General features: G+C 65.2%; 21 protein-coding genes, 1 tRNA gene and 1 pseudogene. 9 read left to right on the top strand and 14 right to left on the bottom strand.

Annotated features, from left to right (window positions below; genetic code table 11):
* The first annotated feature begins 169 nt into the window (after positions 1 to 169).
* From ACFO3A_RS10540 to murI, 3 genes are all read left to right on the top strand, one after another.
* Positions 170 to 1,729, top strand: coding sequence for a fumarate hydratase (locus ACFO3A_RS10540; protein WP_377726178.1), 1,560 nt, complete (start codon positions 170 to 172; stop codon positions 1,727 to 1,729).
* Between the two features lie 237 nt (positions 1,730 to 1,966).
* The gene (locus tag ACFO3A_RS10545) at positions 1,967 to 2,608 is read left to right on the top strand and encodes a c-type cytochrome (protein ID WP_377726180.1); all 642 of its coding nucleotides are present in this window, start codon (positions 1,967 to 1,969) and stop codon (positions 2,606 to 2,608) included.
* Positions 2,609 to 2,649: 41 nt separating this feature from the next.
* Positions 2,650 to 3,501 carry a glutamate racemase gene (gene murI / locus ACFO3A_RS10550; protein WP_377726181.1) on the top strand — a complete coding sequence of 284 codons (852 nt, stop codon included), beginning with the start codon at positions 2,650 to 2,652 and terminating at the stop codon, positions 3,499 to 3,501.
* 71 nt (positions 3,502 to 3,572) lie between these two features.
* Here the strand turns inward: murI and ACFO3A_RS10555 are convergent, their stop codons facing one another.
* Positions 3,573 to 7,280: a response regulator gene (locus ACFO3A_RS10555; RefSeq protein ID WP_377726183.1), complete on the bottom strand. Its 3,708-nt coding sequence runs from the start codon at positions 7,278 to 7,280 to the stop codon at positions 3,573 to 3,575.
* A 79-nt stretch (positions 7,281 to 7,359) separates the two neighbouring features.
* Here ACFO3A_RS10555 and ACFO3A_RS10560 point away from each other — a divergent pair, with 79 nt between their 5' ends.
* Both ACFO3A_RS10560 and plsY read left to right on the top strand, forming a co-directional pair.
* Positions 7,360 to 7,857 (top strand): aminoacyl-tRNA deacylase, encoded by a 498-nt coding sequence (locus tag ACFO3A_RS10560; RefSeq protein ID WP_377726184.1) that lies wholly within the window; start codon positions 7,360 to 7,362, stop codon positions 7,855 to 7,857.
* Between the two features lie 45 nt (positions 7,858 to 7,902).
* Positions 7,903 to 8,544 (top strand): annotated as a pseudogene (gene plsY, locus ACFO3A_RS10565) (glycerol-3-phosphate 1-O-acyltransferase PlsY); the annotation flags it as partial.
* 179 nt (positions 8,545 to 8,723) lie between these two features.
* Here plsY and ACFO3A_RS10570 read toward each other — a convergent pair.
* Positions 8,724 to 9,716, bottom strand: coding sequence for an HD-GYP domain-containing protein (locus ACFO3A_RS10570; protein ID WP_377726185.1), 993 nt, complete (start codon positions 9,714 to 9,716; stop codon positions 8,724 to 8,726).
* Between the two features lie 59 nt (positions 9,717 to 9,775).
* On the bottom strand, positions 9,776 to 10,261 hold the full coding sequence (locus ACFO3A_RS10575) for a YajQ family cyclic di-GMP-binding protein (protein WP_377726187.1): 486 nt from the start codon (positions 10,259 to 10,261) through the stop codon (positions 9,776 to 9,778).
* A gap of 83 nt (positions 10,262 to 10,344) precedes the next feature.
* Between ACFO3A_RS10575 and murB the strand changes: the two genes are divergently transcribed.
* Together murB and ACFO3A_RS10585 are read left to right on the top strand one after the other, a co-directional pair.
* Complete coding sequence (gene murB / locus ACFO3A_RS10580) at positions 10,345 to 11,415, top strand: UDP-N-acetylmuramate dehydrogenase (RefSeq protein WP_377726188.1); 1,071 nt, start codon at positions 10,345 to 10,347, stop codon at positions 11,413 to 11,415.
* A gap of 20 nt (positions 11,416 to 11,435) precedes the next feature.
* Positions 11,436 to 14,291 carry a bifunctional diguanylate cyclase/phosphodiesterase gene (locus ACFO3A_RS10585; protein WP_377726190.1) on the top strand — a complete coding sequence of 952 codons (2,856 nt, stop codon included), beginning with the start codon at positions 11,436 to 11,438 and terminating at the stop codon, positions 14,289 to 14,291.
* Positions 14,292 to 14,382: 91 nt separating this feature from the next.
* Here ACFO3A_RS10585 and ACFO3A_RS10590 read toward each other — a convergent pair whose 3' ends face one another.
* The 10 genes from ACFO3A_RS10590 to ACFO3A_RS10635 form a co-directional block, all read right to left on the bottom strand.
* The gene (locus tag ACFO3A_RS10590) at positions 14,383 to 15,054 is read right to left on the bottom strand and encodes a hypothetical protein (RefSeq protein ID WP_377726193.1); all 672 of its coding nucleotides are present in this window, start codon (positions 15,052 to 15,054) and stop codon (positions 14,383 to 14,385) included.
* Positions 15,047 to 18,544 carry a transcription-repair coupling factor gene (gene mfd / locus ACFO3A_RS10595; protein ID WP_377726194.1) on the bottom strand — a complete coding sequence of 1,166 codons (3,498 nt, stop codon included), beginning with the start codon at positions 18,542 to 18,544 and terminating at the stop codon, positions 15,047 to 15,049. The genes ACFO3A_RS10590 and mfd overlap by 8 nt, the downstream gene beginning before the upstream one ends.
* A gap of 115 nt (positions 18,545 to 18,659) precedes the next feature.
* Complete coding sequence (locus ACFO3A_RS10600; protein ID WP_377726195.1) at positions 18,660 to 18,935, bottom strand: type II toxin-antitoxin system RelE/ParE family toxin; 276 nt, start codon at positions 18,933 to 18,935, stop codon at positions 18,660 to 18,662.
* The gene (gene relB / locus ACFO3A_RS10605) at positions 18,935 to 19,132 is read right to left on the bottom strand and encodes a type II toxin-antitoxin system RelB family antitoxin (protein WP_377726196.1); all 198 of its coding nucleotides are present in this window, start codon (positions 19,130 to 19,132) and stop codon (positions 18,935 to 18,937) included. The genes ACFO3A_RS10600 and relB overlap by 1 nt, the downstream gene beginning before the upstream one ends.
* Positions 19,133 to 19,345: 213 nt before the next feature.
* Entirely contained in the window at positions 19,346 to 20,125 is a 780-nt protein-coding gene (locus tag ACFO3A_RS10610) for an ABC transporter ATP-binding protein (protein WP_377726197.1), read from the bottom strand.
* 26 nt (positions 20,126 to 20,151) lie between these two features.
* On the bottom strand, positions 20,152 to 20,865 hold the full coding sequence (locus ACFO3A_RS10615) for an ABC transporter permease (protein ID WP_377726198.1): 714 nt from the start codon (positions 20,863 to 20,865) through the stop codon (positions 20,152 to 20,154).
* 31 nt (positions 20,866 to 20,896) lie between these two features.
* Complete coding sequence (locus tag ACFO3A_RS10620) at positions 20,897 to 21,583, bottom strand: ABC transporter permease (RefSeq protein WP_377726199.1); 687 nt, start codon at positions 21,581 to 21,583, stop codon at positions 20,897 to 20,899.
* Positions 21,584 to 21,670: 87 nt separating this feature from the next.
* Entirely contained in the window at positions 21,671 to 22,444 is a 774-nt protein-coding gene (locus ACFO3A_RS10625; RefSeq protein ID WP_377726200.1) for a lysine/arginine/ornithine ABC transporter substrate-binding protein, read from the bottom strand.
* Between the two features lie 233 nt (positions 22,445 to 22,677).
* Positions 22,678 to 23,163 carry a hypothetical protein gene (locus tag ACFO3A_RS10630; RefSeq protein ID WP_377726201.1) on the bottom strand — a complete coding sequence of 162 codons (486 nt, stop codon included), beginning with the start codon at positions 23,161 to 23,163 and terminating at the stop codon, positions 22,678 to 22,680.
* Positions 23,164 to 23,363: 200 nt separating this feature from the next.
* Positions 23,364 to 23,448: transfer RNA gene (locus ACFO3A_RS10635), tRNA-Leu, on the bottom strand.
* Positions 23,449 to 23,488: 40 nt separating this feature from the next.
* On the opposite strand from ACFO3A_RS10635, the gene cysM reads away from it, so the two are divergent.
* A complete protein-coding gene (gene cysM, locus ACFO3A_RS10640; RefSeq protein ID WP_377726202.1) occupies positions 23,489 to 24,397 on the top strand; it encodes a cysteine synthase CysM in 909 nt (302 codons plus the stop codon).
* Positions 24,398 to 24,427: 30 nt separating this feature from the next.
* The gene (locus ACFO3A_RS10645; RefSeq protein WP_377726203.1) at positions 24,428 to 24,655 is read left to right on the top strand and encodes a sulfurtransferase TusA family protein; all 228 of its coding nucleotides are present in this window, start codon (positions 24,428 to 24,430) and stop codon (positions 24,653 to 24,655) included.
* A gap of 88 nt (positions 24,656 to 24,743) precedes the next feature.
* Here ACFO3A_RS10645 and galU read toward each other — a convergent pair whose 3' ends face one another.
* Positions 24,744 to 25,628, bottom strand: coding sequence for a UTP--glucose-1-phosphate uridylyltransferase GalU (gene galU / locus ACFO3A_RS10650; protein WP_377726204.1), 885 nt, complete (start codon positions 25,626 to 25,628; stop codon positions 24,744 to 24,746).
* Between the last annotated feature and the right edge of the window lie 42 nt (positions 25,629 to 25,670).

Consider the following 25,670-nt stretch of genomic DNA (forward strand, 5'->3'; position numbering starts at 1 on the left):
GATGGCGGCCATGCTAGCCCAGGAGGCGTGCGGGCGACGAATCGGGCCATTGAAAATTCATAACTCTTCTATAAGAGTTTGATCCTTAGCCAGGGTCGTGTCAGGTCTTGGCCCGATAATCCGGGGATACCCTCCCGCGCACAGCGCTTTCTTTTACCGTAGAGAGACGATGACCACCACCATTCGCTACCAGGACCTGGTTGAATCCGTTGCAGCTTCCCTGCAATACATCAGCTACTACCACCCGGCCGATTACATCCAGCACCTGGCCCGCGCCTACGAGCGCGAGCAAAGCGCTGCGGCCAAGGACGCCATGGCGCAGATTCTGACCAACTCCAAAATGGCGGCCTTTGGCCACCGGCCGATCTGCCAGGACACGGGCATCGTGAACGTCTTCCTGAAAATCGGCATGGACGTGCGCTTTGACGGCTTTCCTGCCGACCAGAGCCTGGAAGACGCCATCAACGAAGGCGTGCGCCGGGGCTACCTGAACCCGGACAACACCCTGCGAGCCTCGGTCGTGGCCGACCCGTTGTTTGCGCGGAAAAACACCCGCGACAACACCCCGGCGGTGATCAACGTGCAGATCGTCCCGGGCGACAAGCTGGACGTGACCGTGGCGGCCAAGGGCGGCGGCAGCGAGAACAAGTCCAAGGTCATCATGATGAACCCCAGCGACAACCTGGTGGACTGGGTGCTGAAAACCGTGCCGGAAATGGGCGCGGGCTGGTGTCCGCCGGGGATGCTGGGCATCGGCGTCGGCGGTACGGCGGAAAAAGCCGTGCTGCTGGCCAAGGAAAGCCTGATGGAAGACCTGAACATGTACGAGCTGCAGGCCAAGGCCGCGCGGGGCGAAAAGCTCGACCAGGTCGAGGAACTGCGCCTGGAGCTGTACGAAAAGGTCAATGCCCTGGGCATTGGCGCCCAGGGGCTGGGCGGCCTGTCGACCGTGCTGGACATCAAGATCAAGCTCTACCCCACGCACGCCGCCTCCAAGCCCGTAGCCATGATTCCCAACTGCGCGGCCACGCGCCACGCGCACTTCGTCATGGACGGCAGCGGTCCGGTCTACCTGGAAGCGCCCAGCCTGGATCTGTGGCCCAAGGTGGAATGGACGCCCAACACCGAAACCAGCAAGCGCGTCGATCTGAACCAACTCACCAAGGAAGAAGTCGCCAGCTGGAAGCCCGGCCAGACCCTGCTCTTGAACGGCAAGATGCTCACCGGCCGCGATGCCGCGCACAAGCGCATCCAGGACATGCTGGCCAAGGGCGAGAAGCTGCCCGTGGACTTCACCAACCGCGTGATTTACTACGTCGGCCCGGTCGACCCGGTGCGTGACGAAGTCGTTGGCCCTGCCGGCCCGACCACGGCCACCCGCATGGACAAGTTCACCCGCATGATGCTGGAGAACACCGGCCTGATCGCCATGATCGGCAAGTCCGAGCGCGGCCCGGTCGCCATCGAGGCCATCAAGGACAACCAGAGCGCCTACCTGATGGCCGTGGGCGGCGCCGCCTACCTGGTGTCCAAGGCCATCAAGCACGCCAAGGTGCTGGCCTTTGAAGACCTGGGCATGGAAGCCATCTACGAGTTCGACGTGGTGGACATGCCCGTCACCGTGGCCGTGGATGCCGGCGGCACCAGCGCCCACATCACCGGCCCGGCGGAATGGAAGCAGCGCATTGCCCAGGGCGAGTTTTCGGTGAGCAAAAGCAAAAGCGCATAAGCGCCAGTCAGGCTTGATCGAGACTGCCAACCGCCTTCGGGCGGTTTTTTGTGCCGTCTGCCGTGCGGTCGTCGATCCCAAGCCATCGCAGGTTCTGGAAGACCGGGCTGTGTGACCAAAGTACGACGACTTTGCTGTGCTTACGAAAGGATGGCACGCTTGCCCCTATGATTCCGCCGATTGCTTTACTGTGAAAACGCTATGAAACAGGACTCCCGGGCTCCCTCGATTCAAAAAATGACCGTAGCGGGCGCTGTCTGGCTGGCCGTTCTGGGCGCTGCGCCAGCGTTGGCCCAGGCGCCGGCTGCGGGCACCGGGCCGGTACATGAGCGGGTGCAGGCAGCGCGGACCGACCCGCAGCTGGAGAAAAAACTCCTCACCGCCGGGCGCAAGGCCGCCGCCGTCTGCGCCAACTGCCACGGCGACAAAGGCCACAGCAGCAGCGAGCTGATTCCGGTGCTGGCCGGGCAGAACCCGGATTACCTGATCGAACAGGCGCGTAAATACGTCGATGGCCGCCGCCGCAACGTCTTCATGGAAGGCGTGCTCAAGGCTCTGAGCGTGGATGAAACGGCGGGCATGGCCATGTTCTATGCCGCCCAGTCGGCCGACCCGCAACCCAACCAGGCGCCCGCCCTGGTGGAAAAAGGACGGCAATACTTCGCCAGGATTTGCATTGCCTGCCATGGCGCGGACGCCCGGGGCACGGCGCACATGCCGCGTCTGGCGGGGCAGCACCCGGGGTATGTGCTGGCCTCGCTCAAGCACTTCAACACCCAGGACGGCGTGCGCTCCAGCACCGAGATGGAAACCGTCGTGCGCGGCATGACCGAGGCCGACATGAAAGCCGTGGCGGCCTACGTCGCCTCCTTGCCGTAGGCGCATACTCCGGCCCCTGTGCATTTTCTTTTTCCTGGCTCATGCAAGCAGTACCGGCGGCGCCGATCGGCATTTTTGACAGCGGAATTGGCGGTCTGAGCGTCCTGCAGGCGCTGCGGGCCGCCTTGCCGCACGAGCGCTTTGTCTACGTGGCCGACAGCGGCTACGCCCCCTATGGCGAACGCGGTGCGGACTTCGTGCGCCAGCGCTCGCAGGCCATCACCGAGTATCTGCTGCAGGCGCACGGCATCAAGGTGCTGGTGGTGGCCTGCAACACCGCCACGGCGGCGGCCATCACCCATTTGCGTGCGCTGTGGCCGCAGTTGCTGCTGGTGGGGGTGGAGCCGGCGATCAAGCCGGCTGCAGCGCTGACGCGCACGGGCTGCGTCGGCGTCATGGCCACGCGCGGGACGGTGACGAGCGCCCGTTTCGAAAGCCTGCTGCACACTTTCGGTGCCGGGGTGCGCTGGCAGGTGCAGGCCTGCGACGGCCTGGCCCGGGCGATCGAGGCCAGCACCTGGCAGGCGGATGGAAATGCTGCGGAAATAGAAGCGCTTTGTGCCCGCTATACCGGCGCTTTGGGGGATTTTGGCCTGCATCCCGGGCAGATCGATACCCTGGTGCTGGGCTGTACCCACTATGTTTTTGCCCAGCCCGTGCTGCAACGGCTGCTGGGGCCGCAGGTGCAGTTGCTGGACACCGGCAAGGCCGTGGCGCAGCAGACCCAGCGGTTGTTGCAGCAGACGCAATTGCTGGCCAGCACGGCGCAGGAGGCGCCGCCATGCCCGGTGCAGCTGTTCACCACCGGGGCATTGCCTGCCCTGCAGGCCGCCGCAGCGCGGTGGCTGCACCTGCCCGGGCCGTGCTGCAGCGTGGCCCAGGCGTTGCTTTAAGCATTTCTCTACCCGTCACACCCGCGAAGGCGGGTGTCCAGTGACGGCCCTGGCGACGGGCATGGCGACTGTCAAGGCAAGGCCGCTACTGGATTCCCGCCTTCGCGGGAATGACGGCTGGAAAGGATCGTGGCGGGGGCTGCTTCTTCCTCGGGCAGCGCCGCGCTGGCGTAGCGGCGCACCTGGGCCAGCAGCTGCTGCGGGGTGTAGGGCTTGGTGAGGTAGGCCTGCGCCCCCATGTCCAGCGCTTGCTGGCTGACCGGCCCGGCTTCGTGGGCGGTGAGCATGACGACCGAGAGCTGCTGCCAGCGCGGCTCCTGGCGCAGGCGGCGCAGCAGTTCCAGCCCGTTCATGCCGGGCATTTCGATGTCCACCAGCATCAGGCGGGGCAGCATCCCTTCCTGCAACAGCTGCAGGGCATCCAGGCCGTCGGCGGCGGTGGCGACCTGCCAGCCGTGGCTGACCAGCAGGTGCTGGGCCAGGCGGCGCACGCTGATGGAGTCATCGACCAGCAGCACCAGGGGCCGTTCGGGCGCGGGCGCCGGTTCGGGCAGCGGGGTGTGCTGGCGGGTTTCGTGCGCGGCGATGACGGCGGCGGGTTCGTACACCTGCACCACCTGGCCGGTGGGCAGGCTGGCGGTGCCCAGCAGCCCGGCAATCGGCGTACTCAGGCCCGTGGGGGCTTGCAGCAGCACTTCCTGCTCGGGCTGCAGCGCATCGGCCCACAGGCCCCAGCGCTGGGTGGGGCTGCGCACGATGACGACCAGGGCGTGCCCGTCCAGCGGTGGCACCTGGCTGTGCGTGGATTGCTGCCACAGGGCACCGGCCCAGAACAGCGGCAGCGGCCCGCGCGGGTCGCCGTGCAGCATGGCCTGGGCCAGCCCCTGCTCGGCCAGCGCCAGGGGGATGCGCCGCACCCCTTCGATCCACTGAGCGGGCAGGGCCACCTGCCAGCTGCCGGCCCGCAGTACCTGGATGGGCAGCACGGCGGGCGGCGCCGGCAGGGTGAGCGTGACCGTGCAGCCCTGGCCGGGGTGGCTGGCGATGTGCAGGCTGCCGCCCAGGGTCTGGATTTGCGCCTGCACGGCCTCCATGCCGATGCCGCGCCCGGCGGTTTCGGACAGTTCGCGGGCGGTGGACAGGTGCGGGTGCAGGATGAGCTGGGCGGCTTCTTCCGGCGTCGGGGCGGTGGCGTGCGGCCACAGGCCCAGGGCGGCGGCCCGCTGGCCGATGGCTGCCGGGTTCAGGCCTGCGCCATCGTCGTGCAGGGTGAGGATGTGCCGGCCTGCGTCTTCGCGCAGCGCCAGGGTGATCTGCCCCTGGGCGGGTTTGTGCTGTTGCAGGCGCTCGTGCGGTGCCTCGATGCCGTGGGCCAGGCTGTTGCGCAGCAGGTGTTCCAGGCAGGGGGCCAGGGCCTGCAGGGTGGTTTTTTCGAGCAGGGTGGCCTCGCCCTGCCAGTGCAGTTGCGCCTGGCGCTGGCAGTCCTGTTCGGCCAGGCGCAGGCATTCCTGCAGGCGTTCCTTGAGCTGTCCCAGGGGTTGCAGGCTGGCGTAGAGCAGGCTGTGCTGCATGGCCTGCAGGTAGCCGGACTGCGCCTGCAGGGCCTGGGCGGTTTCCTGGTGGTGGTGCTGGAGCTGGCGCTGCACGGTGCCCAGGTCGTCGGTGGCGCTGAGCAGGCCGCCGAGCAGGTCTTGCAGTTCGCTGTGCCATTCGTAGGACAAGTCCATGTCGCCATACACCATCAGGGTGTTGGCCCACACCTTGCAGTCCTGCACCAGGGTGTGCAGGCGTTCCAGCCCGGCGGCCATTTCGCTGACGGCGGCCTGGCCGTGTTCGGTGCCTTCCTGCGCCTGGCTGTGGCTGGCCCACAGGGCCTGGGTGTGGCGTTGCAGGTTGTCCAGCGGCTGGCTGCTGCCGGGGCGCTGCTGGGGATGGTGCAGCGCCATCTCCTGCTGCAAGGCGGCAAAGCCCAGGCGCAGGGCTTCCAGCGGCTCGGCCAGGGTGGCGGCGCTGCTGTCGGGGGCGAAGGCCAGCGTCTCCAGCGCGTGCACCTGGCTGGCCCAGGCACCGGCACCGGCCAGGCGGGCGCTGCCTTTCAAGGTGTGCAGCGCCCGCAGCAGGGCGGGGGGGCAGGGGCTGCCATCCGCGCCATGTTCGGCCCAGTGCTGCAGGGCGGCTTGCAGTTGCGGCCATTGGGCCTGCATTTCTTCTTCGAGGACGTAGAAATGCAAAGGTTGTAGCTGGTTGCGCTGGTTTGACGCCATTTCAGCATCTTTCGATGCTGAAATCGTTTGTTCATCAGCGGAAGCAGCTTCTGTTTCTGCTGATTCCGTGGCGGTTTCTTCGGCGGGCGGGGCGGGCAGGCGTTGCAGGCAGTGTTCCAGCGCCTGCACCACTTGCGGCTGGGCGCGGCGGTGAAAGCCCTGGGCCAGGAATTGCAGCAGGCGGTCGATTTCGGCGGCGGCGTGGCGGCAGGGGGCGGGCACGTCGGCGGGCGGCGGGGCGGGGCAACGCTCGGCCACGCGCTGGATGAGGTGGGCCAGGGTGGCCACTTCGGCCCAGCCGGCGTCCCAGGCGTGGCGGGTGAGCTGGGCGGCAGTCAAGGCCGGGGAAGCCGGGGCTATGTCGGCGTCCGGCAAGGCATCCGCTGCATCGGCCTCTGCGTCCGTCCATTGCGCCAGCGCCGTCTGCAATGCCAGGGCGTAGCGTTCGGCCTGGTGCAGGGTGCTGGTTTCGACCTGGATTTGCGGCAGCGCTGCCATGCCCTGGGTCAGCGTGGCCAAGGGCTGCAGCTCTACCGCGTCGGGGATGGCAAGGGCGGACGCGGGCGCTCTTTCAAGCGGCGGCGCCACAGGCGTGGCTGGCGGCGTTTCCTGCGGCGAGGCGGCGGCGTTTTCTGCGGCAGGCAGAAGCTGGCAACTGGCGCAGATGGCGGCAAAGATGGGGGCGGTATCCGGGGGCGCCGTTTGCAGCTTGGGAGCGGCCTGGGCGCAGAAAAACAGCAGCTCGTGCAGCAGCGGCGCGGTGGCGGCGCTGGCGCCCTTGATCTGCTGGCCGTACAGCATCAGCACCCGGGCGGCCAGGCGCTTGGCGTAGATGTCCGGGGCCAGCAGGCCGTGGGCCTGGGCATCCAGCCAGCCGGCGGCCAGTTGCCAGGCGCTGCGCAGCGCCGGGGTGGGGGCGCTGTGCCCCAGCCCCAGGCAGATCTGGCGCAGGATGGTGGCCAGGGCGATGTCGTTGCTCTTGACCCAGCCCAGCATGGCGTGATCCAGTTCGCTGCGCACGGCATCGCACGGCACCAGCGTGGGGTAGCTGCTGGTAAGTGCGGGCGGTAGGCTGGCCTGCGTGGCATCGCCGTGGGGCTGCCACAGGTCGGCGGGGTGGGCCGTGTCCTTGCCGCCCAGGCGCGTCAGGGCGCGGTAGCTGTCGAACAGGCTGGCGCTGTCGGCAGGGGCGTTCTGTGCCAGGGCGCCGAGGTGGCGCAGCACGTCGCCATGCGCCAGTTGCAGCAGCTGGGGCAGGCGCTGGGCCTGTTCGGCATCCAGATCGTGCGACGGGTCGGGCAACTGGCAGGCCTGCGCCAGGCTGCGTACCAGCCGCACGGGGCCGGGCAGCTGCACGCTGTCCAGGGCCTGGGCGATCTGCTCCAGTACCTGTACCGTGGGGGAGGCGGGGCCGTGCCCCGCGCCCGTCAGTTGCGGCCCCACCTCTTGCAGCATGGCCAGTACGGAAGGCAGTACCAGTTGGCGTGGGTCGAAGGGGGGCGCAGTATCAGGCATCGCAGCAACAGCAGGAGTGGTGGGAGGAAAAGGCGCAAGTCTGCATGAAAACGGCAGGAAAAACGCTATAACCGCGCCCATGGCAAAAAAAGATAAATCCCATGTCAGCGAAACTCCGGCGACCCAGTTGCTGAAAGCGCACAAGGTGCCGTTTGCCGAGCTGGTGTACGACTACGTGGAACACGGCGGTAGCCACGAATCGGCGCGGCAACTGGGGCTGGACGAGCATACGGTGGTCAAGACCCTGATCATGCAGGATCAGGATGCCAAGCCCCTCGTCATACTGATGCACGGCGACTGCACTGTCTCCACCAAGAACCTGGCCCGCCAGATCGGCGCCAAAAGCGTGCAACCCTGCTTGCCCGAGGTGGCGAATCGGCACAGCGGCTACCTGGTGGGCGGCACCTCGCCGTTTGCCACGCGCCGGGCCATGCCGGTGTATATCGAGGCGTCGATTCTCGACCTGCCGCGCATCACCATCAACGGCGGGCGGCGCGGCTACCTGCTGCAGCTCGACCCGCAGGTGTGTGTGCAGCTTTTGCAAGCCCGGCCGGTGCAGTGTGCGCTGGCACAATAAGCGCCTTTGTTTTTGCGCCCGCCGTTTGCGGGCAAGGATGTTGCGTTGAACGTTTTCGCTCCTGTGCTGGCGGCTGTGCTGGCGTATTTGGTGGGGTCGCTGTCGTTTGCAGTGATCGTCAGTCGCGTCATGGGTCTGAACGACCCGCGCTCCTACGGCAGTGGCAATCCGGGGGCGACGAACGTGTTGCGTTCCGGCTCCAAGGCAGCGGCGGTGCTGACGCTGCTGCTCGATGCCGTCAAGGGTTTCATCCCCGTGCTGGTCGTCAAGATCTGGGGGCCGCAGTGGGGCCTGGGCGACGGGGCGCTGGCCCTGGTTGCCCTGGGCGCCTTCGTCGGGCATTTGTTCCCGGTGTTCTTCGGCTTCAAGGGCGGCAAGGGCGTGGCCACGGCCCTGGGCGTGCTGCTGGGCATCAGCGGCTGGCTGGGGCTGGCGGTGCTGGGCGTGTGGCTGGCGGTGGCGCTGGTGTCGCGCTATTCCTCGCTGGCGGCGCTGCTGGCCAGCCTGGGGGCGCCGGTGCTCTACATCCTGCTGGGCGGCACGCTGTGGGACATGGAGCAGCCGCTGCTGGTGGCCATCATGGGGATGTCGGCCCTGCTCATCTGGCGCCATGCGCAGAACATTGGCCGCCTGCTGCGCGGCGAGGAAAGCAAAATCGGCGGCGGCAAGCCCAAGGAGAAAAAGCCGCCCAAGCCGGTGCTGACCATTCGCAAGACCAAGCCCAAGCCGCCGGTGAAAAACGCCGCACAGGTCATGGCCGAGATGGGTGCCAAGGCATCACCCAAGCCGCGCAGCACCAAAAAGAACAAGCATAAAAAATGACGTTTCCCCTGATGGGGTAAGCGTTGGCAGCTATTGAAAAATAGCTAGCGCTGCCCCGGGGTGTGCGTGACCTGGCGCAGCGTGGGGGTGCTGTTCGTCATCAGCGCACCCAGGTGCAGCAGGCTGCTGGTATCGAGCAGGGGGCGCACTTCGGCAGAGGGCAGGCTGTGGGTGATGCGCAGTTGCGGCGCCTCGGTCAGCCGCACGATGTCCGGCCCGGGCAGCGGGTATTTGCGCGGGTCGAGCAGCCTGGCCACTTGCGGCTGCTGCGGCTGCGGGCTGCGCCGCAGCACCACGGCGGTGGTTTCGTCATTGAGCATGACGAACACCCCCGGCGGGTACATGCCCACGCAGTGGATGAGGGCGTCGCCCGCCTTCTGGTACAGCTGCGAGGTCGGGCCGGTCACGGCCTGCACCGATTCGGCCACGCTGCGCCCGGCACGGGTGCGCCGGGGGCTGATCATGGCGGCGTAGCGGTCCACCGTGGCCAGCAGCCGGGCCAGGCGCTCGGCGGGCGGCTGTTGCAGCAGGGGCAGGGTGGGGGCCGTGTTGATGTGGTGCAGCGCCACCACGTCCAGCCACAGGGCGTTGGTGATCTGCATCCGCTCCAGCAGCTTGCGCCCTTCCTGTGCGTGGACGCGGATGGCTTCCTGCTGGGCGGCGCTGGGGCGTTCGCGCTGCTGGGCCAGCTGGTCTTGCAACTGGGTCATGCCCACGTTCATGGTCAGCGCGGCGTAGACCAGGGCATCGCGCTCGGGCCGGGGCAGGTGGTAGCTGCCGGCCAGGATGTGGCTCAGGGTGGCACAGACCAGAGCGTGGGCGGCGCTGTAGCCGATGTTGGAGCTGGCCGCCAGCTGGTACATCAGGTACAGGCCCGCATCGCTGTCGTGCGCGACCAGTTCCTGCATCCAGGCATCGAGTTGCATGACCTTGGCTTCAAACTGACTGATCTGCCCCGGATGGGCCAGCACCAGGGCCAAGGCCGTTTCCAGGTCGGCCCACAAACCCTGCAAATCTTCGTAGGTGTCGTAGTCCATGGATGCCTATCGGATGCCTGTTGGCTTATTGGCCTGTGGGCCGCGCAGCCAAGCCGTATTCAGTCGCGGAAATTGTTGAACGACAGGGGGTGGTCGGCCATTTCCTTGCGGATCAGCGCCATGGCCGCCTGCAGGTCGTCGCGCTTGGCGCCGGTGATGCGCACGGTGTCGCCCTGGATGGCGGCCTGCACCTTCATCTTGCTGTCCTTGATGTGTTTCTGGATTTTCTTGGCCAGCTCGGACTCGATGCCGTTCTTGATCTTCACCAGCTGCTTGACCTTGTCGCCGCCGATTTTCTGCGCCGGCTGCACGTCCATGAAGCGCACGTCCACGTTGCGCTTGGTGAGCTTGTTGCGCAGGATGTCCTCGACCTGCTGGAGCTGAAACTCGGCGTCGCCGAACAGGGTGATCTCCTTGTCCTTGAGTTCCAGGCCGGCCGAGGTGCCTTTGAAGTCGAAGCGCGTGCCGATCTCCTTGGCGGAGTTTTCCACGGCGTTTTTCACTTCGACGAAATCGGCTTCCAGTACGGTATCAAAAGAAGGCATGACGGTTTTCTTTCTGTCTATCGATGAATGGGGGCGCAGCCGGCAAACCTGACCTGCTCAGGCGCGGTGCGACAATCCGGGGGATGTTAGTCGAGAAAAACACCTCTTTGCAGGACTTGAATACCTTTGGCATTGCCGCCAGCGCCGATGTGCTGGTGCGCCTGCGCAGCAGCCAGGCGGTGCAGGATTTTGCCGCCAGCAGCCTGCTGCGCAGCCCGCAGGGGGCGCTGCGCCCGACGCTGGTGCTGGGCGGGGGCAGCAACCTGGTGCTGAGCGGCGATGTCGTCCACGCCATCGTGCTGAAGATGGAGATTCCCGGCATCGCCCTGGTCGGTGAGACGCCCACGCAGCGCATCGTGCAGGCCGGTGCCGGGGTGCGCTGGCACGATCTGGTGGCCTGGACGCTGGCGCAGGGCTGGGGCGGGCTGGAAAATCTGGCGCTGATCCCCGGCACCGTGGGCGCGGCGCCGGTGCAGAACATCGGCGCGTACGGGGTGGAGCTGCAAGACCGCTTTCACAGCCTGGATGCGGTGGACCTGCACACCGGGCAGGCGTTTACGCTGGATGCGGCGCAGTGCGCCTTCGGCTACCGCGATTCGGTGTTCAAGCACACGGCGGCGCAGCCGGGCGACTTCGGGCTGGCGGGCCGGGCCGTGATTACCCAGGTACGGCTGGCCCTGCCCAAGGCGTGGCGGCCCGAGCTGGGCTACCTGGAGCTGCAACGCCGCGTGGAGGCCAGCGGCAACCCCGCGCCGGATGCGCGGCAGATTTTCGAGTGGGTGTGCGCTATCCGCCGTGCCAAGCTGCCCGACCCGGCCGTGCTGGGCAATGCGGGCAGCTTCTTCAAGAACCCTGCCGTGACCGAAGACCAGTGCCGCGACATCATCGCCCGCGAGCCGAAAATCGTGCACTACCCGATGCCGGACGGCAGCGTGAAGCTGGCCGCTGGCTGGCTGATCGACGCCTGCGGCTGGAAGGGCAAGAGCCTGGGCCGCGCCGGGGTGTACGAGCAGCAGGCGCTGGTGCTGGTCAATCGCGGCACGCGCAGCAGCAGCGTGACCGGTGGCGAGGTGATGACCCTGGCCGCCGCCATCCAGACCAGCGTGTACGAGCGCTTCGGCATCCGGCTGGAGCCGGAGCCGGTGGTGGTGTAGTCGGGGGAAGGTCCACGAACTTGTCTGAACACAAAAATACTTTTCTTTCGGTCAATGAAACCGTCATGCCCCGGCTGCACCTGATCGGCACGCTGGGGCTGTTGCTGGCCGTGACTTTGGCTTTGGCCAGCTTCTATTCGTGGCGCAACGAGCATCAGCAGCAGGCATTCCGGGAGCGGCTGACGCAGGCCATTGCCCAGCAGCAGCAAGAGCGCCTGAGCGCGGAGCTGCAATCGGCCATCGGCTACCTGGAGTTTCTGCGCAAGCGCACCGAGGAGGTGATGCGCCACAACATTGCCGAGCAGACGGATGCGGCCCTGCATGTGGCCGAGGCCATTTATGCGCAGGAAGCGCCCAGGCGCCCGCTTGCCGAGGTCAAACGCTTGATCGTCGAAGCCTTGCGCCCCCTGCGCTTTTTTGATGGGCGCGGGTACATCTTCATCGACTCGATGCAGGGCGATTTCGTCCTGCTGCCCACAGCCCCCGAATATGAAGGGCGGGCCGGGTTGGACAACCGGGACGACACCGGCTCCTACGTCATGCAGGGACTGATCAATGCGGCCCTGGTGCCCCGGGGCAACGGCTTTTTCCACTACCGCTGGTACCACCCGAAAAAACCGCAGGGAATGGCGCAAAAAATCGCCTACGTGCGCCACTTCGCCCCTTTTGACTGGCTGATCGGCACGGGAGACTATTTTTTCGAGTGGGAAGAGCAGCAGAAAAAAGAGGCCATGCAGCGTCTGCGTGCCCTGCGCTTCGGCAGCACCGGAACGGTGGGGCTGATCGACATGCAGGGGCGTTCGCTGCTCAGTCCCAACAATGCTTCTCTGGAGGGCTTGCTGCCCGAACAGATGCAGCCCGTACAGCGCCAGGCGCTGGAGAGGCTGCGTGCCACGGCCCAGGCCGGCGGCGGTTTTGTCGAATATGACTGGCCCCGCCCTGGCGCCGCGCCGGATGCCCCCCTGGGGCGCAAGACCGCCCTGGTCACGGCGTATGCCCCCTGGGGCTGGGTGCTGGCCACTTCCATGTTCAACGACGAACTGGAGGCGACGTGGCAGGCCGAGGTGCAATCCCAGGCCCGCAAAGTCAACCAGCAGCGGGTCGAGCTGGCGCTGGTGGTGCTGGGATCGCTGCTGGCCGGTGTGCTCGGTTCGCTGGGATTCTCGCGCTGGTCGCGCCGCCTGTTTGCCCGCTACCACCATGAATGGTCGGATGCGCAGGAGAAATTGCGCATTGCCGCCATCGCCTTCGAATCGCAGGAGGGGATGTTCGTCACCGACCCCCAGGGCGTGATCCTGCGGGTCAATCGCGCCTTTACCGACATTACCGGCTACACCGCGCAGGAGGCTGTGGGCCGAGGCCCGGATTTATTGAAATCCGGGCGGCATGGGCCGCAGTTCTACGCGGCCATGCGGTCGGCGCTGGACACGACCGGGGCGTGGGCGGGAGAGATCTGGAACCGCCGCAAGAACGGCGAAATCTTTCCCGAATGGCTCACCATTACCGCCGTCAAGAACGAAGCGCAGGAAGTCACGCACTACGTGAGCGCCCTGGTCGACATCACGCACCGCAAGGCGGCGGAAGATGAAATCCGCCATCTGGCGTTCTACGACCTGCTTACCGGGCTGCCCAACCGTCGCCTGCTGCTCGACCGGTTGCAGCACGCGGTGGAAAACAGCGCCCGTTCCGGCGTGTCCGGGGCGTTGATGTTCATCGATCTGGACAACTTCAAAATCATCAACGACAGCCTGGGGCACGAGCAGGGGGACGTGCTGCTCTCCCAGGTGGGGCAGCGTTTGCGGGCTGCGGTGCGTGAAGGCGACACCGTCGCGCGGCTGGGGGGCGACGAATTCGTCGTGGTGCTGGAGGGGCTGGACGTGCAGGAATTGAAAGCCGCTGCCCAGGCCGAAGTGGTCGCGCAGGATATTCTGGCCGTGCTGGCCCAGCCGGTCGAGCTGCAAGGGCAGGAAGTGCAGGTCACCGGCAGCATCGGCGTTGTCCTGTTTACCGGCTCGACCGTCGTCATTCAGGATTTGATGCAGTACGCCGACCTGGCCATGTACCGCGCCAAGGAGGATGGGCGCAACACCGTGCGCTTTTTCAACCCCGAAATGCAGCAAGGGGTGCTGGAGCGCCTGGCGCTGGAAAAATCCCTGCGCATTGCCTTGCAGGAGGGGCAGTTGCGCCTGTTCTACCAGCCCCAGGTCGACCACCAGGGGCGCATCACCGGGGTGGAAGGCCTGGTGCGCTGGCAGCACCCGCAGCGCGGACTGGTGCCGCCCGGGGAGTTCATCCCCCTGGCGGAGGAAACCGGGCTGATCGTCCCCATGGGCCAGTGGGTGCTGCAAGCTGCCTGCGAGCAGTTGGTGCGCTGGGCGCAGGTGCCCGAGCGCCGCGACTGGTGCATTGCCGTGAACATCAGCGGGCGGCAGTTGCGCCAGCCCGACTTCGTGGCCCAGGTCGTGCAGGTGCTGGCGCAGACCGGCGCGGCGCCCGAGCTGCTGAAGCTGGAGCTGACCGAAACCCTGCTGCTGGAAAACCCGCAGGATGCCATCCAGAAAATGGCCGCCCTGCAAAAGTACCGGGTGCGCTTTTCCCTGGACGACTTCGGCACCGGCTATTCCTCGCTGGCGTATCTGCGCGACTTGCCGCTCAGCCAGTTGAAAATCGACAAAAGCTTTGTCAACAACCTGGGGCAGGACGACCGGGCCACGGCCATTGTCCGCACCATCGTCACCATGGCGAACAACCTGGGCCTGGACGTGATTGCCGAAGGGGTGGAAACCGCCGAGCAGCAACAGGCCCTGAGTGCCAACGGCTGCCTGATCTACCAGGGCTACCTGTTCGGCAAGCCGGTGCCGATCGAAGAGCTATAGTAAAAATAGCTCCTTTCGTTGATCAATAAACAGATTCAATGCCTTTTATGTCTGAATTTGTTTATTGGTCAGCGGAAGCAGCTATCAATACTTACTTTTCTCCCCGCTTTTTCTGCTGGTACAGATACAGGTCGTCCGACCAGGTGGCCAGCCACTGCGGGCGGTAGGCGACAAAGACCGACACCATCATCCCCGTCACCACCGCATCGCCCCAGGCCATCAGCCAGCGGGCGATCTTGCCCAGCTCCTGCTGCACGCCGGGCAGTTGCTCGCCCCCCGCCTGGGCCAGCAGCCCGGCGATGAACAGGCACAGCACCGTGCCGAAAAAGCCCCGGCCAAAGATGTAGACGAACACCTTGGTGCCCAGAAAGCGCCGCAGCAGCGCCCCCCAGCCCAGGGCCAGGGTGGCCGGCACCAGCCCGTGCCAGACGGTGAGCGACAGCGTGGCCCAGGGCGTCAGGCTGGGCGACAGCAGCCAGGCGATGCCGCCCACGGCCAGCAGCGTCAGTACCGCCAGCGGCCAGCCCAGCATCAGCAGCACCAGGCAGGCGCCCGACCATTGCAGTTGCAGCGGCATCTGGTGCAGCGTGGGCAGCGCCCACATCCAGGGCAGCACCACCAGGGTGGCCAGCAGTGGCGTCCACAGTCCGCTGGCGTCGCCGCTTTCCTGCGTGACCAGCGGGCGGCGGCTGGCCAGTTGCCGCCATGGGCGCAGCAGCAGGGCCACGGCCAGGGCGATAAGGGCGCAGGCGCTTTCAAGCATGGGCGGCCTCGCGCGGCTGCGGGGCGGGGGCCGGGGTGGGCGTGCCCAGGTTTTTCAGCACGTCGCGCACCAGGTGGGCACGGGTGGCGGGGTCGGGCAGGGCGCGTTCGATGCGCAGCTTGTCGTTGCCCGCCAGCTTGATGTGCTTGTTTTTCTGGATGAGCTGGATGATGTGCAGCGGGTCGATCGGCGGGTTGGGCTTGAAGGTGATGTTGATCATGCCCGGCGCGGCATCGACCTTCAGCACGCCATACGGCTCGGCGAGTACGCGCAGGCGGTGGGTGTCGATGAGGGTCTGCGTCTGGTGCGGCAGCTTGCCGAAGCGGTCGACGATTTCTTCCAGCAGCGCGTCGATCTGGCCGCTGGTTCTGGCCGAGGCCAGCTTTTTGTACAGCGACAGGCGCAGTTGCACGTCGCCGCAGTAGTCGCTGGGCAGCAGGGCGGGGGCGTGCAGGTTGATGTCGGTGGCCGCCTGCAGGGGCGAGAGCAAGTCCGGCTCGTGCCCGGCTTTCAGGCTGCGCACAGCTTCGGCCAGCATTTCGTTGTAGAGCTGGAAGCCGATCTCGGTCATGTTGCCGCTCTGGTTGTCGCCCAGCACCTCGCCCGCGCCACGGATTTCCAGGTCGTGCATGGCCAGGTAGAAGCCGCTGCCCAGCTCCTCCATCTCCTGAATCGCCTCCAGGCGCTGCTGGGCCTGCTTGGTCAGGCTTTGCACGTCCGGCACCATCAGGTAGGCATAGGCCTGGTGGTGGCTGCGGCCTACGCGCCCGCGCAGCTGGTGCAACTGGGCCAGGCCGAACTTGTCGGCCCGCGCCATGATGATGGTGTTGGCCGTGGGCACGTCGATGCCGGTTTCGATGATGGTCGAACACAGCAGCAGGTTGAAGCGCTGGGCGACAAAGTCGCGCATCACGCGCTCCAGCTCGCGCTCGGGCATCTGGCCGTGGGCCACGGCGATGCGGGCCTCGGGCAGGATTTCTTCCAGCTTCTGGCGGCGGTTTTCGATGGTTTCCACCTCGTTGTGCAGAAAGTAGACCTGCCCGCCGCGCTTGAACTCGCGCAGCACCGCTTCGCGGATCACGCCCTGGCTCTCGGAGCGCACAAAGGTCTTGATCGCCAGCCGCCGCTGCGGCGCGGTGGCGATCACCGACAAATCGCGCAGCCCCTCCAGCGCCATGCCCATGGTGCGGGGGATGGGGGTGGCGGTCAGCGTCAGCACGTCCACCTCGGCCCGCAGGGCCTTGATCGCCTCCTTGTGGCGCACGCCGAAGCGGTGTTCCTCGTCGATGATGAGCAGGCCCAGGTCTTTGAACTTGGTGTTGGCGCTCAATAGCTTGTGCGTGCCCACCACGATGTCGATGCTGCCTTCCTCCAGCCCGCGCAGGGCGGCGTTGATCTCTTTCGTGGTGCGAAAACGGCTCATCTCGGCAATGCGCACCGGCCATCTGGCGAAGCGATCGACCAGTGTCTGGTAATGCTGCTCGGCCAGCAGGGTGGTCGGCGCCAGCAGGGCCACCTGCTTGCCGCCCATGGCGGCGACAAAGGCGGCCCGCAGGGCTACCTCGGTCTTGCCGAAGCCCACGTCGCCGCAGACCAGACGGTCCATGGGCTGCGGGCTGATCAGGTCGTGAATCACGGCGGTGATGGCGGCCTGCTGGTCGGCGGTTTCCTCGAAGCCGAAGTCCTCGGAAAACTGTTCGTAATCCTGCGCGTTCAGGCGAAAGGCGTGGCCCTGGCGGGCGGCGCGGCGGGCGTAGATGTTGAGCAGCTCGGCGGCAGCATCGCGCACCTGTTCTGCCGCCTTGCGCTTGGCTTTTTCCCACTGGGTGCCGCCTAGTTTGTGCAGCGGGGCCGATTCGGGCGTGACGCCGGTGTAGCGGCTGATCTGCTGCAACTGGCTGACCGGCACGTACAGCGCTGCCTTGTCGGCGTACTCCAGGTGTAAAAACTCTTGCAGGGCCGGATTGCCGTCCGGGTCGGTCTGGCCCATGTCCATGTGGATCAGGCCCAGGTAGCGGCCAATGCCGTGCTGGCTATGGACGACGGGGTCCCCGATCTTCAGCTCCGACAGGTCGCGGATGAGCATGTCCACATCGCTGACCTGCTCCTGCTTTCTGCGCCGGCGCACGCCGCCGCTGCTGGCGGCGAACAGCTCGGTTTCGGTGATCAGGTCCAGTCCGGCTTCCAGCCAGGCAAAGCCGCGCACCAGGGGGCCGACGGTCATGCCCACCGCCGCCTGCCCCTGCTGGAAGGCTTGCAGGCTGGCAAACGCCGTCGGCGCGATGGCGCTGGCCCGCAGAAAATCCAGCAGGCTTTCGCGCCGCCCGGCGCTTTCGGCCAGGATCAGCGTGCGCCGCCCGCTTTGGCGCATGTGGTCTTGCAGGCGCTGCAAGGGCTCTTCGCTGCTGCGTTCGGCGGTCAGGGGTGGCAGGGCGGCCACTTCGGCCATCGCCTCCAGGCTGCCGCTGGCCCCAGGGCGCAGGGCCAGTTGGGCGTAGGGCTTGGACAGGGTGTAGAACTGCTCGGCGCTGAGGAACAGCGCCTCGGGCGGCAGCACCGGGTGTTCCGGGTCGCCTTGCAGCATCCGCCAGCGTTCGCGCGTGTCCTGCCAGAAGCGTTGCAGCGGCGCTTCCAGGTCGCCGTGCAGCACCAGGGTGGCGTGTTCGCCCAGGTAGTCGAACACCGTGGCCGTGTCCTCGAAGAACAGCGGCAGGTAATACTCGATGCCCGCCGTGGCCAGCCCGGCGCCCATGTCTTTATAGATGCGGCTCTTGGTCGGATCGCCTTCCAGCAGCTCGCGCCAGCGGTTGCGGAATTGGCTGCGGGCGGCTTCGTCCATCGGAAACTCCCGCCCCGGCAGCAGGCGCACGGACTTCACCTCGTGCTGGCTGCGCTGGGTGTCGGGGTCGAAGGTGCGGATGCTGTCGATCTCGTCGTCGAACAAATCCACCCGGTAGGGGCTGCTGCTGCCCATCGGGAACAGGTCGATCAGGCTGCCGCGCACCGCGTATTCGCCATGCCCCACCACCTGGCTGACGTGCTGGTAGCCCGCCAGGGTGAGCTGCGCCCTCAGCTTGGCCTCGTCCAGCTGCTGCCCCTGGGCAAACGAAAACGTGTAAGCCGCCAGAAACGACGGCGGCGCCAGCCGGTACAGCGCGGTGCTGGCGGGCAGCAGCACCACGTCCACCTCGCCCTGGCGGATGGCCCACAGCGTCGCCAGCCGTTCGCTGATCAAATCCTGGTGCGGGGAAAACTGGTCGTAGGGCAGCGTCTCCCAGTCCGGGAACAGGGCGCAGCGCAGGCCCGGCAGGAAAAAGCCGATCTCCTCCTGCAGGCGCCGGGCATCGCCCGCATCGGCACAGACAATGGCCGTAACCTGCCCCGCCGCCTTCTCCCGCCGCGCCAGCTGGGCCAGCAACAGCGCATCCGCACTGGCAGCGGGCAGAGGGTGGGCAAAGCGTTGGCCGGGGGTGAGTTTGGGCAAAAGCATGGCAGGCAGAAACAGGGCGCCAGGCAAGGCGCAGGAACAAAGCAAACGGCGCGGGGCCAACGACAACAGCCGCAAAGTGCGGCTGGGGGGATTTTAGGGGGCGTGGGCAGCCTTCTCAGGGGTACTCTTGGCGGGCGTGTACTACGCGCAGCACCTCAATGCAGGCCAGCTCGACGCGGTACACAACGATGTAGTTCCGATGGGCCACGATCTCGCGTGTGCCAGGCATTCTGCCAGGACGAAACAGATAGGGGTGCTCTGGCAGCGGCCAGACGCTTTCTTCGATGCTGCGCCCCAATTGCACAGCCGCCGCCGGATTACGCTCGGCCACATAGCGCACGATGTCCAGCAGATCGGCCTGCGCCTCATCGGCCCAGACGATGGACAACATCAGGCCATGGCTTTCTTCGGTACGTGCTGATCGATAACGGCCCACATTTCGGCCATTACCTGATCGTGCGGAATGCGCGGCTTTTTGCTGTCAATGGCCTCTTGCACCTTGGCTTTGAACCACCGGTCATAACTGTCGGCCTGCTCTTGTGTCTCGAACTCGGAGACACGGGGGTCTAAGGGGGTTACGGTAGTCATGCTGTCACCTTCCATCGTCGCACATTGCAGCCATTTGACTTCTTGCCCATTGGACAAAAATTTCTAGGCATTGTAAGGGTGCTATCAATTTTAAATGGCACCCTCCTAATCAGAGGAAAAAATAGAAGATATAGCTGCTACCGCCTATAAAACAAAGGTTTCAGGCAGAAAACCACCTGAAACCTAATAAATAAAAGCGCAAGAAGCTATCTTTTACTTCAAGCTGCCCGACAAGAACTTCGCCAGCCGCTCGCTTTGCGGGTGGATCAGTACCTGCTTGGGGTCGCCCTGTTCCTCGATCAAGCCCTGGTGCAGGAACACGACGTGGTTGGAGACTTCGCGGGCGAAGCCGATTTCGTGGGTGACGACGACCATGGTGCGCCCCTCCTGGGCCAGCACCTGCATGACGCGCAGCACTTCGCCGACCAGTTCGGGGTCGAGGGCGCTGGTGGGTTCGTCGAACAGCATCACTTCCGGCTCCACCGCCAGGGCGCGGGCGATGGCTACGCGCTGCTGCTGGCCGCCGCTCATGTGGTTGGGGTAGACGTCTTCGCGGCCTTCCAGGCCGACCAGTTGCAGGTATTTGCGGGCGCGGGCGATGGCTTCGTCCCTGGGCAGGCCCAGGACGTGGATGGGCGCTTCGACGATGTTTTGCAGTACGGTTTTGTGCGCCCACAGGTTGAAGTGCTGGAACACCATGGCCAGCTTGGTGCGCAGGCGTTGCAGTTGCCTGGGCTGCACGGCATCCAGTTCGCCGGTGCGCCCGGCCTTGAGCAGCAGCTCTTCCCCGGCGACGATGATGCGCCCCTGCTGGGGTTTTTCCAGCAGGTTGATGCAGCGCAGCAGGGTGGATTTGCCCGAGCCGGAGCTGCCGATCAGGCTGATGACGTCGCCCGCGCGGGCGTTCAGGGTGACGCCTTTGAGTACCTGGTGGCTGCCGTAGCTTTTGTGGATGTTCTCGGCCTGGAGTTTGAAGGTCGTTGTATCAGTCATCGGGTGGGTCATGGGGTCGGCGGTGCTTAGTTGCTGCGTGGGGCGAGGTAGGCCAGATAGCGTTTTTCCAGCAGGCGGAAGAAGCCGATCAGGGCGAAGGTGACGCACAGGTAGATGGCGGCTGCGGCCAGGTAGGCCTCGAACGGCAGGTAGTAGTCCGAATAGATCTGGCTGGCCACGGCGGTGATGTCGGTCAGCGCCGGGACGGTGCTGGCCAGGCTGGTGGAGTGCAGCATCATCACCACCTCGTTGCTGTAGGGCGGCAGGGTGCGGCGGATGGCGCTGGGCAGGACGATGCGGGCCATGATCTGCCAGCGGCCCATGCCCATGGCGCGGGCGGCCTCGACTTCGCCAGGATCGGTTTCGCGGATGGCACCGGCCAGCATTTCGGCGGTGTAGCCGCCGGTGTTCAGGGCAAAGGCCAGCAGGGCGCAGAAGAAGGGTTCCTTGAAGTGCGTCCAGGGCCAGACGTCGTCCCAGCGCGATTGAATCCATTCGAGCTGCGCCAGGCCGTAGTAGATCAGGTAGACCTGAATCAGCAGCGGCGTGCCGCGCACGAAGTAGGTGAAGCTGCCGACCAGCTTCTGCACGATCCAGGGGCCGTTGGTCAGCGCCAGGGCGCAGGCCACGGCCAGCACGGCGCCGATGCCCAGGCTGGACAGCAGCAGCGACAGGGTGGTGAGCAGGCCGTGCCAGTAGGCGAGCAGCTGCTCGGTCTCAAAAACGATTTCCCAACTCATGGTGTGGCGCTTTCTTCAGGTCTTCAGGGACTCAGAGTTGGACTTTTTCGGTGCCCAGGCTGTAGCGGGCGTTGATGCGCTTGAGGACACTCAGCGAGATGCTGGTGAACACCAGGTACAGGGCGGCGGCGAACATCAGGAAGATGAACGGCTCGCGCGTGGCGGCGCTGGCCTGTTTGGCCATATAGGTCATGTCGTGCAGGCTGATCAGGCTGACCAGGGCGGTGGCCTTGATGAGTACCAGCCAGTTGTTGGTGTAGCCGGGCAGGGCGTAGCGCACCATTTGCGGCAGGGTGATGCGCAAAAAGGTGCGCACCGGCCCCATGCCGAAGGCCCAGGCCGCTTCCATCTGCCCCTTGGGGATGGACAGGATGGCGCCGCGAAACGTCTCGGTCATGTACGCGCCGTAGATGAAGCCCAGGGTGGCGACGCCGGCGATGAAGGGGTTGAGGTCCAGCACGTAGTCCGAGCCCATGGCCTCGAACAGGTTGTTGATGCCGATGGCCGCGCCGTAGAACACCAGCAGCATCAGCACCAGCTCCGGGATGCCGCGCACCACGGTGGTGTAGAGGGTGGCCAGCCAGACCAGGGGGCGGCGGCCCGAGAGCTTGGCCGTTGCGCCCAGCAGCCCCAGGATGGTGGAGACGAACAGGGAGGCCAGGGAGACGGCCACCGTCAGCAGCGCCCCTTGCAAGATGGAATAGTAGTAACTGCTCATGCTGTCCATGCGTGATGCGGTCAGTAAAAACAACGTAGCCCGCCAGCTTGCAGGCAAGCGGCGGGCTGTGGCGGGGCCGGTCAGGGTTTAGTTGCCGTAGGGGTCAAAGTCGAAGTATTTTTTGGCGATCCGGTCGTAGGTGCCGTTGGCGCGGATGGCCTTGATGGCGGCGTTGATCTGGCCGATCAGCTCCTTCTGGCCCTTGCGTGCGGGGATGCCGATGCCGTCGCCGTAGTATTTGGTTTCGTACTGGTCATGGCCGACGTAGCCGTAGTCCTGGCCTTCGGGCTTGCGCAGGAAGCCGCCATGCACTTCCACCTTGTCGGCCACGGTGCCATCCAGGCGGCCTGCGTTGATGTCCAGGTACACCTGGTCTTGCGCTTCATAGGGCACCACGGTGACACCGGCGGGTTTCAACTCGCCCATGGCCCATTTCTCTTGCGTGCTGCCTTTCAGAACGCCGATCTTTTTGCCCTTGAGCGAGGCCGGGCCGGTGTATTCCGTGCCCTTCTTCACCACGATGGCGCTGGGGGTCTTGTAGTAGCGGTCGGAGAAGTCCACCACCTTGCGGCGCTCGTCGGTGATCGACATGGAGCTGACGATCACGTCGTACTTACGCGCTTGCAGGCCGGGAATCATGCTGTCCCACACCTGCTCGACGAAGACGCACTTGCGCTTCATCTCGGCGCAGAGGGCTTCGGCAATGTCCACGTCAAAGCCCGTGGGCTTGCCGTCGGCAGTTTTGTAGGTGAAGGGTTCGTAGGTGGGGTCGATGGCGACCTTCAGGGGCTTGCCGTCCGCCGCATGTGCGGAGAAGGTGCAGGCTGCCAGCAATGCCAGTCCCAGCAGTTTTTTGGTCATGGTGTTGTCTTCCTTTGGTGCGGGTATGGAAAGAAGGAAAAATTCCGGCCCTGTGCTGCACAGGGCGCGGGATGCGGGCCATTGTAAGAGTTTGCGTTCACCCTCCCACCTGCGGTTTGCACGGATGTTGTGCAATCGGGGAAGGTTGGGCAGTAAAAAACCGTGGTTTGCCCCGCTTGCGCCAATTCCGTTGCAGGGTAGTCAGGGAATTTCCCTAGCCATCCGCCCGTTTTCTAGGCCAGGAGCTTGGCCACTTCACTGGCCTGTGTATCGGAGAGGTTGGCCTCCTTGATGGCTTTGGTCAGCTGTCCCATGGCGGTGGCCAGCGCCCCGCTCAGGGTTGCAATTTCGGCCTGCAGCTGCTGGGTTTGCAGGCTGCGTTCCTCGTCGGACAGGCTGGTGTCCGCCATCAGTTGCTGCAGCGCCTGGGTGCGTTCCTGCACCTTGGCTTTGAGTTCGCGGATCATTTTCAGCAAATCCTTGATGGTGTCGGGCAGGTCGCTGTCGTCGATGTCCTGGTTTTTCTGACTGGCCTGGGCCTGCTTGATCCCGGCGGGGGAGAGATGCAGGACGACCCCCGTTGCAGACTCCTGGCGCTCGGTGTCGGTACCGTCAGCACGGGCTTGCGTGGCGGCAGCCCCATGGCGATCGGTGATGCGCGGGGTATACATGGCCTGCAGTGCAGGATGGGCGACGGTGTGAACGGGCGTGGATGGCATGGGCGTGGAGCAGGCAAGGAAAGCCTCTTCCTTATCGGCCAGCTACGGCAAAACCCAAGCGTAAAAAAATCGCTGGGCGGCATCGACCTTGATCTTGGAATCTGCGGTTTTTATTTTTAGCAATTGCCGCTATGGAATGATGGGAAACAAAAAAGCCGCCAAGTTATTAAACCTGCGGCTGTTTTTTCCATCCGTCGATCTGGTGCCCGGGGCCGGAATCGAACCGGCACGCCTTGCGGCGGGGGATTTTGAGTCCCCTGCGTCTACCAATTTCACCACCCGGGCGATCAATCAGACAAGCGGCAATTATGGCACATTTACGGGTATGCAGAAAAAATACCCAACGATTGAATCGACGATCGGGGCCACCCCTTTGGTGGCGTTACAGCGCCTGGGTGCGCCGGAAAATGCGCAGCGCGGCAACGTGTTGCTGGGCAAGCTGGAGGGGAACAACCCTGCCGGTTCGGTCAAGGACCGGCCCGCGCTGTCCATGATCCAGCAGGCCGAGGCACGCGGCGAAATCCGTCCTGGCGATACGCTGATCGAGGCCACTTCGGGCAACACCGGCATTGCGCTGGCAATGGCTGCGGCGATCAAGGGTTACCGCATGGTGCTGATCATGCCGGAGGACTTGTCCATCGAGCGGGCGCAGACCATGAAGGCCTATGGTGCGGAACTGGTGCTGACGCCCAAGAGCGGCGGCATGGAGTACGCCCGCGATCTGGCCGACCAGATGGTGGCCCAGGGCAAGGGCGTGGTTCTCGACCAGTTTGCCAACCCGGACAACCCGCTGGCGCACTACACCGGCACCGGGCCGGAGTTGTGGGCGCAGACCGAGGGACAGATCACCCACTTCGTCAGCGCCATGGGGACGACGGGCACGATCACCGGCGTGGCGAAGTTCCTGAAAGAGAAAAATCCGGCCATCCGCATCATCGGCGCCGAGCCTGCCGAGGGTTCGCGCATCCCCGGTATCCGCAAGTGGCCCGAGCAGTATCTGCCGAAGATTTACGACGCCAGCCTGGTCGATGAGCTGGTGACCGTCACCCAGGACGATGCCGAGGACATGGCCCGCCGCCTAGCGCGGGAGGAGGGGATTTTTGCCGGGATTTCCGCTGCAGGCGCGTGCTGGGTGGCCCAGCAGATCGCCCGGCGCGAGACGAATGCGACGATCGTGTTCGTGGTGTGCGACCGGGGCGACCGCTACCTTTCCACCGGGGTGTTTCCGGTATAACGCCCGCATTGCACAGAGAAGGTTCGAACCATGGATATCCACCAAGAAGTTGATGCGCGGGGCCTGAACTGCCCGCTGCCCATTTTGAAAGCGAAGAAAGCCCTGGCGCAGATGGAAAGCGGCCAGGTGCTGAAGGTGATTGCCACGGACACCGGCTCACTCAGCGATTTCAAGGCCTTTGCCAAGCAGACCGGCAATGAGCTGCTGGAGCAAAAGACCGTGGGCGGGGAGTTCATCCACCTGCTGCGCCGCCGCTGAAACGGTTGGCAACTGCGCGACAAGCGCCAAAAAACAAGCCGCTGAAAAGCGGCTTGTTGCGTTGGGAGGGGGCAGTGTTCCGGGGCTTTCAGATCGCCAGTGTTTTCAGGTACTGGCGGAAGGCCTCGCCCACTTGCGGATGCTGCAAGGCCAGTTCCACCGTGGCTTCCAGAAAGCCTTCCTTGCTGCCGCAGTCGTAGCGCTTGCCTGCGTACTGGAAGGCGTAGACGGTTTCGTGCGCCATCAGGCGGGCGATGGCGTCGGTCAACTGGATTTCGCCGCCCACGCCGCGCGGCTGGTTGCGGATTTCTTCAAAAATGCGCGGCGTCAGCACATAGCGCCCGGCCACGCCCATGCGCGAGGGGGCCACTTCGGGGGCGGGTTTTTCGACGATTTCATCGACGCGGATAAGCGGCCCGCCTGCGGCCTCGCCCTTGACGATGCCGTAGCGCTTGGTGTGTTCCTGCGGCACTTCCTGCACGGCCAGTAAAGAGCGGCCCTGTTTTTCGAAGGCCGCAGTCATTTGTGCCATGACACCGGGGCCGCCCGAGTCACCCACCATCAAGTCATCGGCCAGCAGCACGGCGAAGGCTTCGTTGCCCACCAACGGCTCGGCGCACAGCACGGCGTGGCCCAGGCCCAGGCTGCGCGGCTGGCGCACGAACAGGCAGTTCATGTCCTGCGGGGCGATGCTGCGCACCAGGTCGAGCAGGGCGGTTTTGCCGGCGGCTTCCAGTTCGCTTTCCAGCTCGTAGGCGGTGTCGAAGTGGTCTTCGATGGCGCGTTTGCTGCGGCCCGTGACAAAAATCATGTCGCGGATGCCGGCCTCGTAGGCTTCTTCCACGGCGTACTGGATCAGCGGTTTATCGACCACGGGCAGCATTTCCTTGGGGCTGGCCTTGGTGGCGGGCAGGAAACGGGTGCCAAGCCCGGCAACGGGGAATACGGCTTTGCGTACGCGGGTGGTGTTCATGATGAATGTTTCTTTATGAAAAAGGGAGCTGTTTCCGCAGAA

It is taken from the genome of Comamonas nitrativorans, from assembly GCF_042654765.1.
GTDB classification, from domain to species: Bacteria; Pseudomonadota; Gammaproteobacteria; order Burkholderiales; family Burkholderiaceae_C; genus Comamonas; species Comamonas nitrativorans.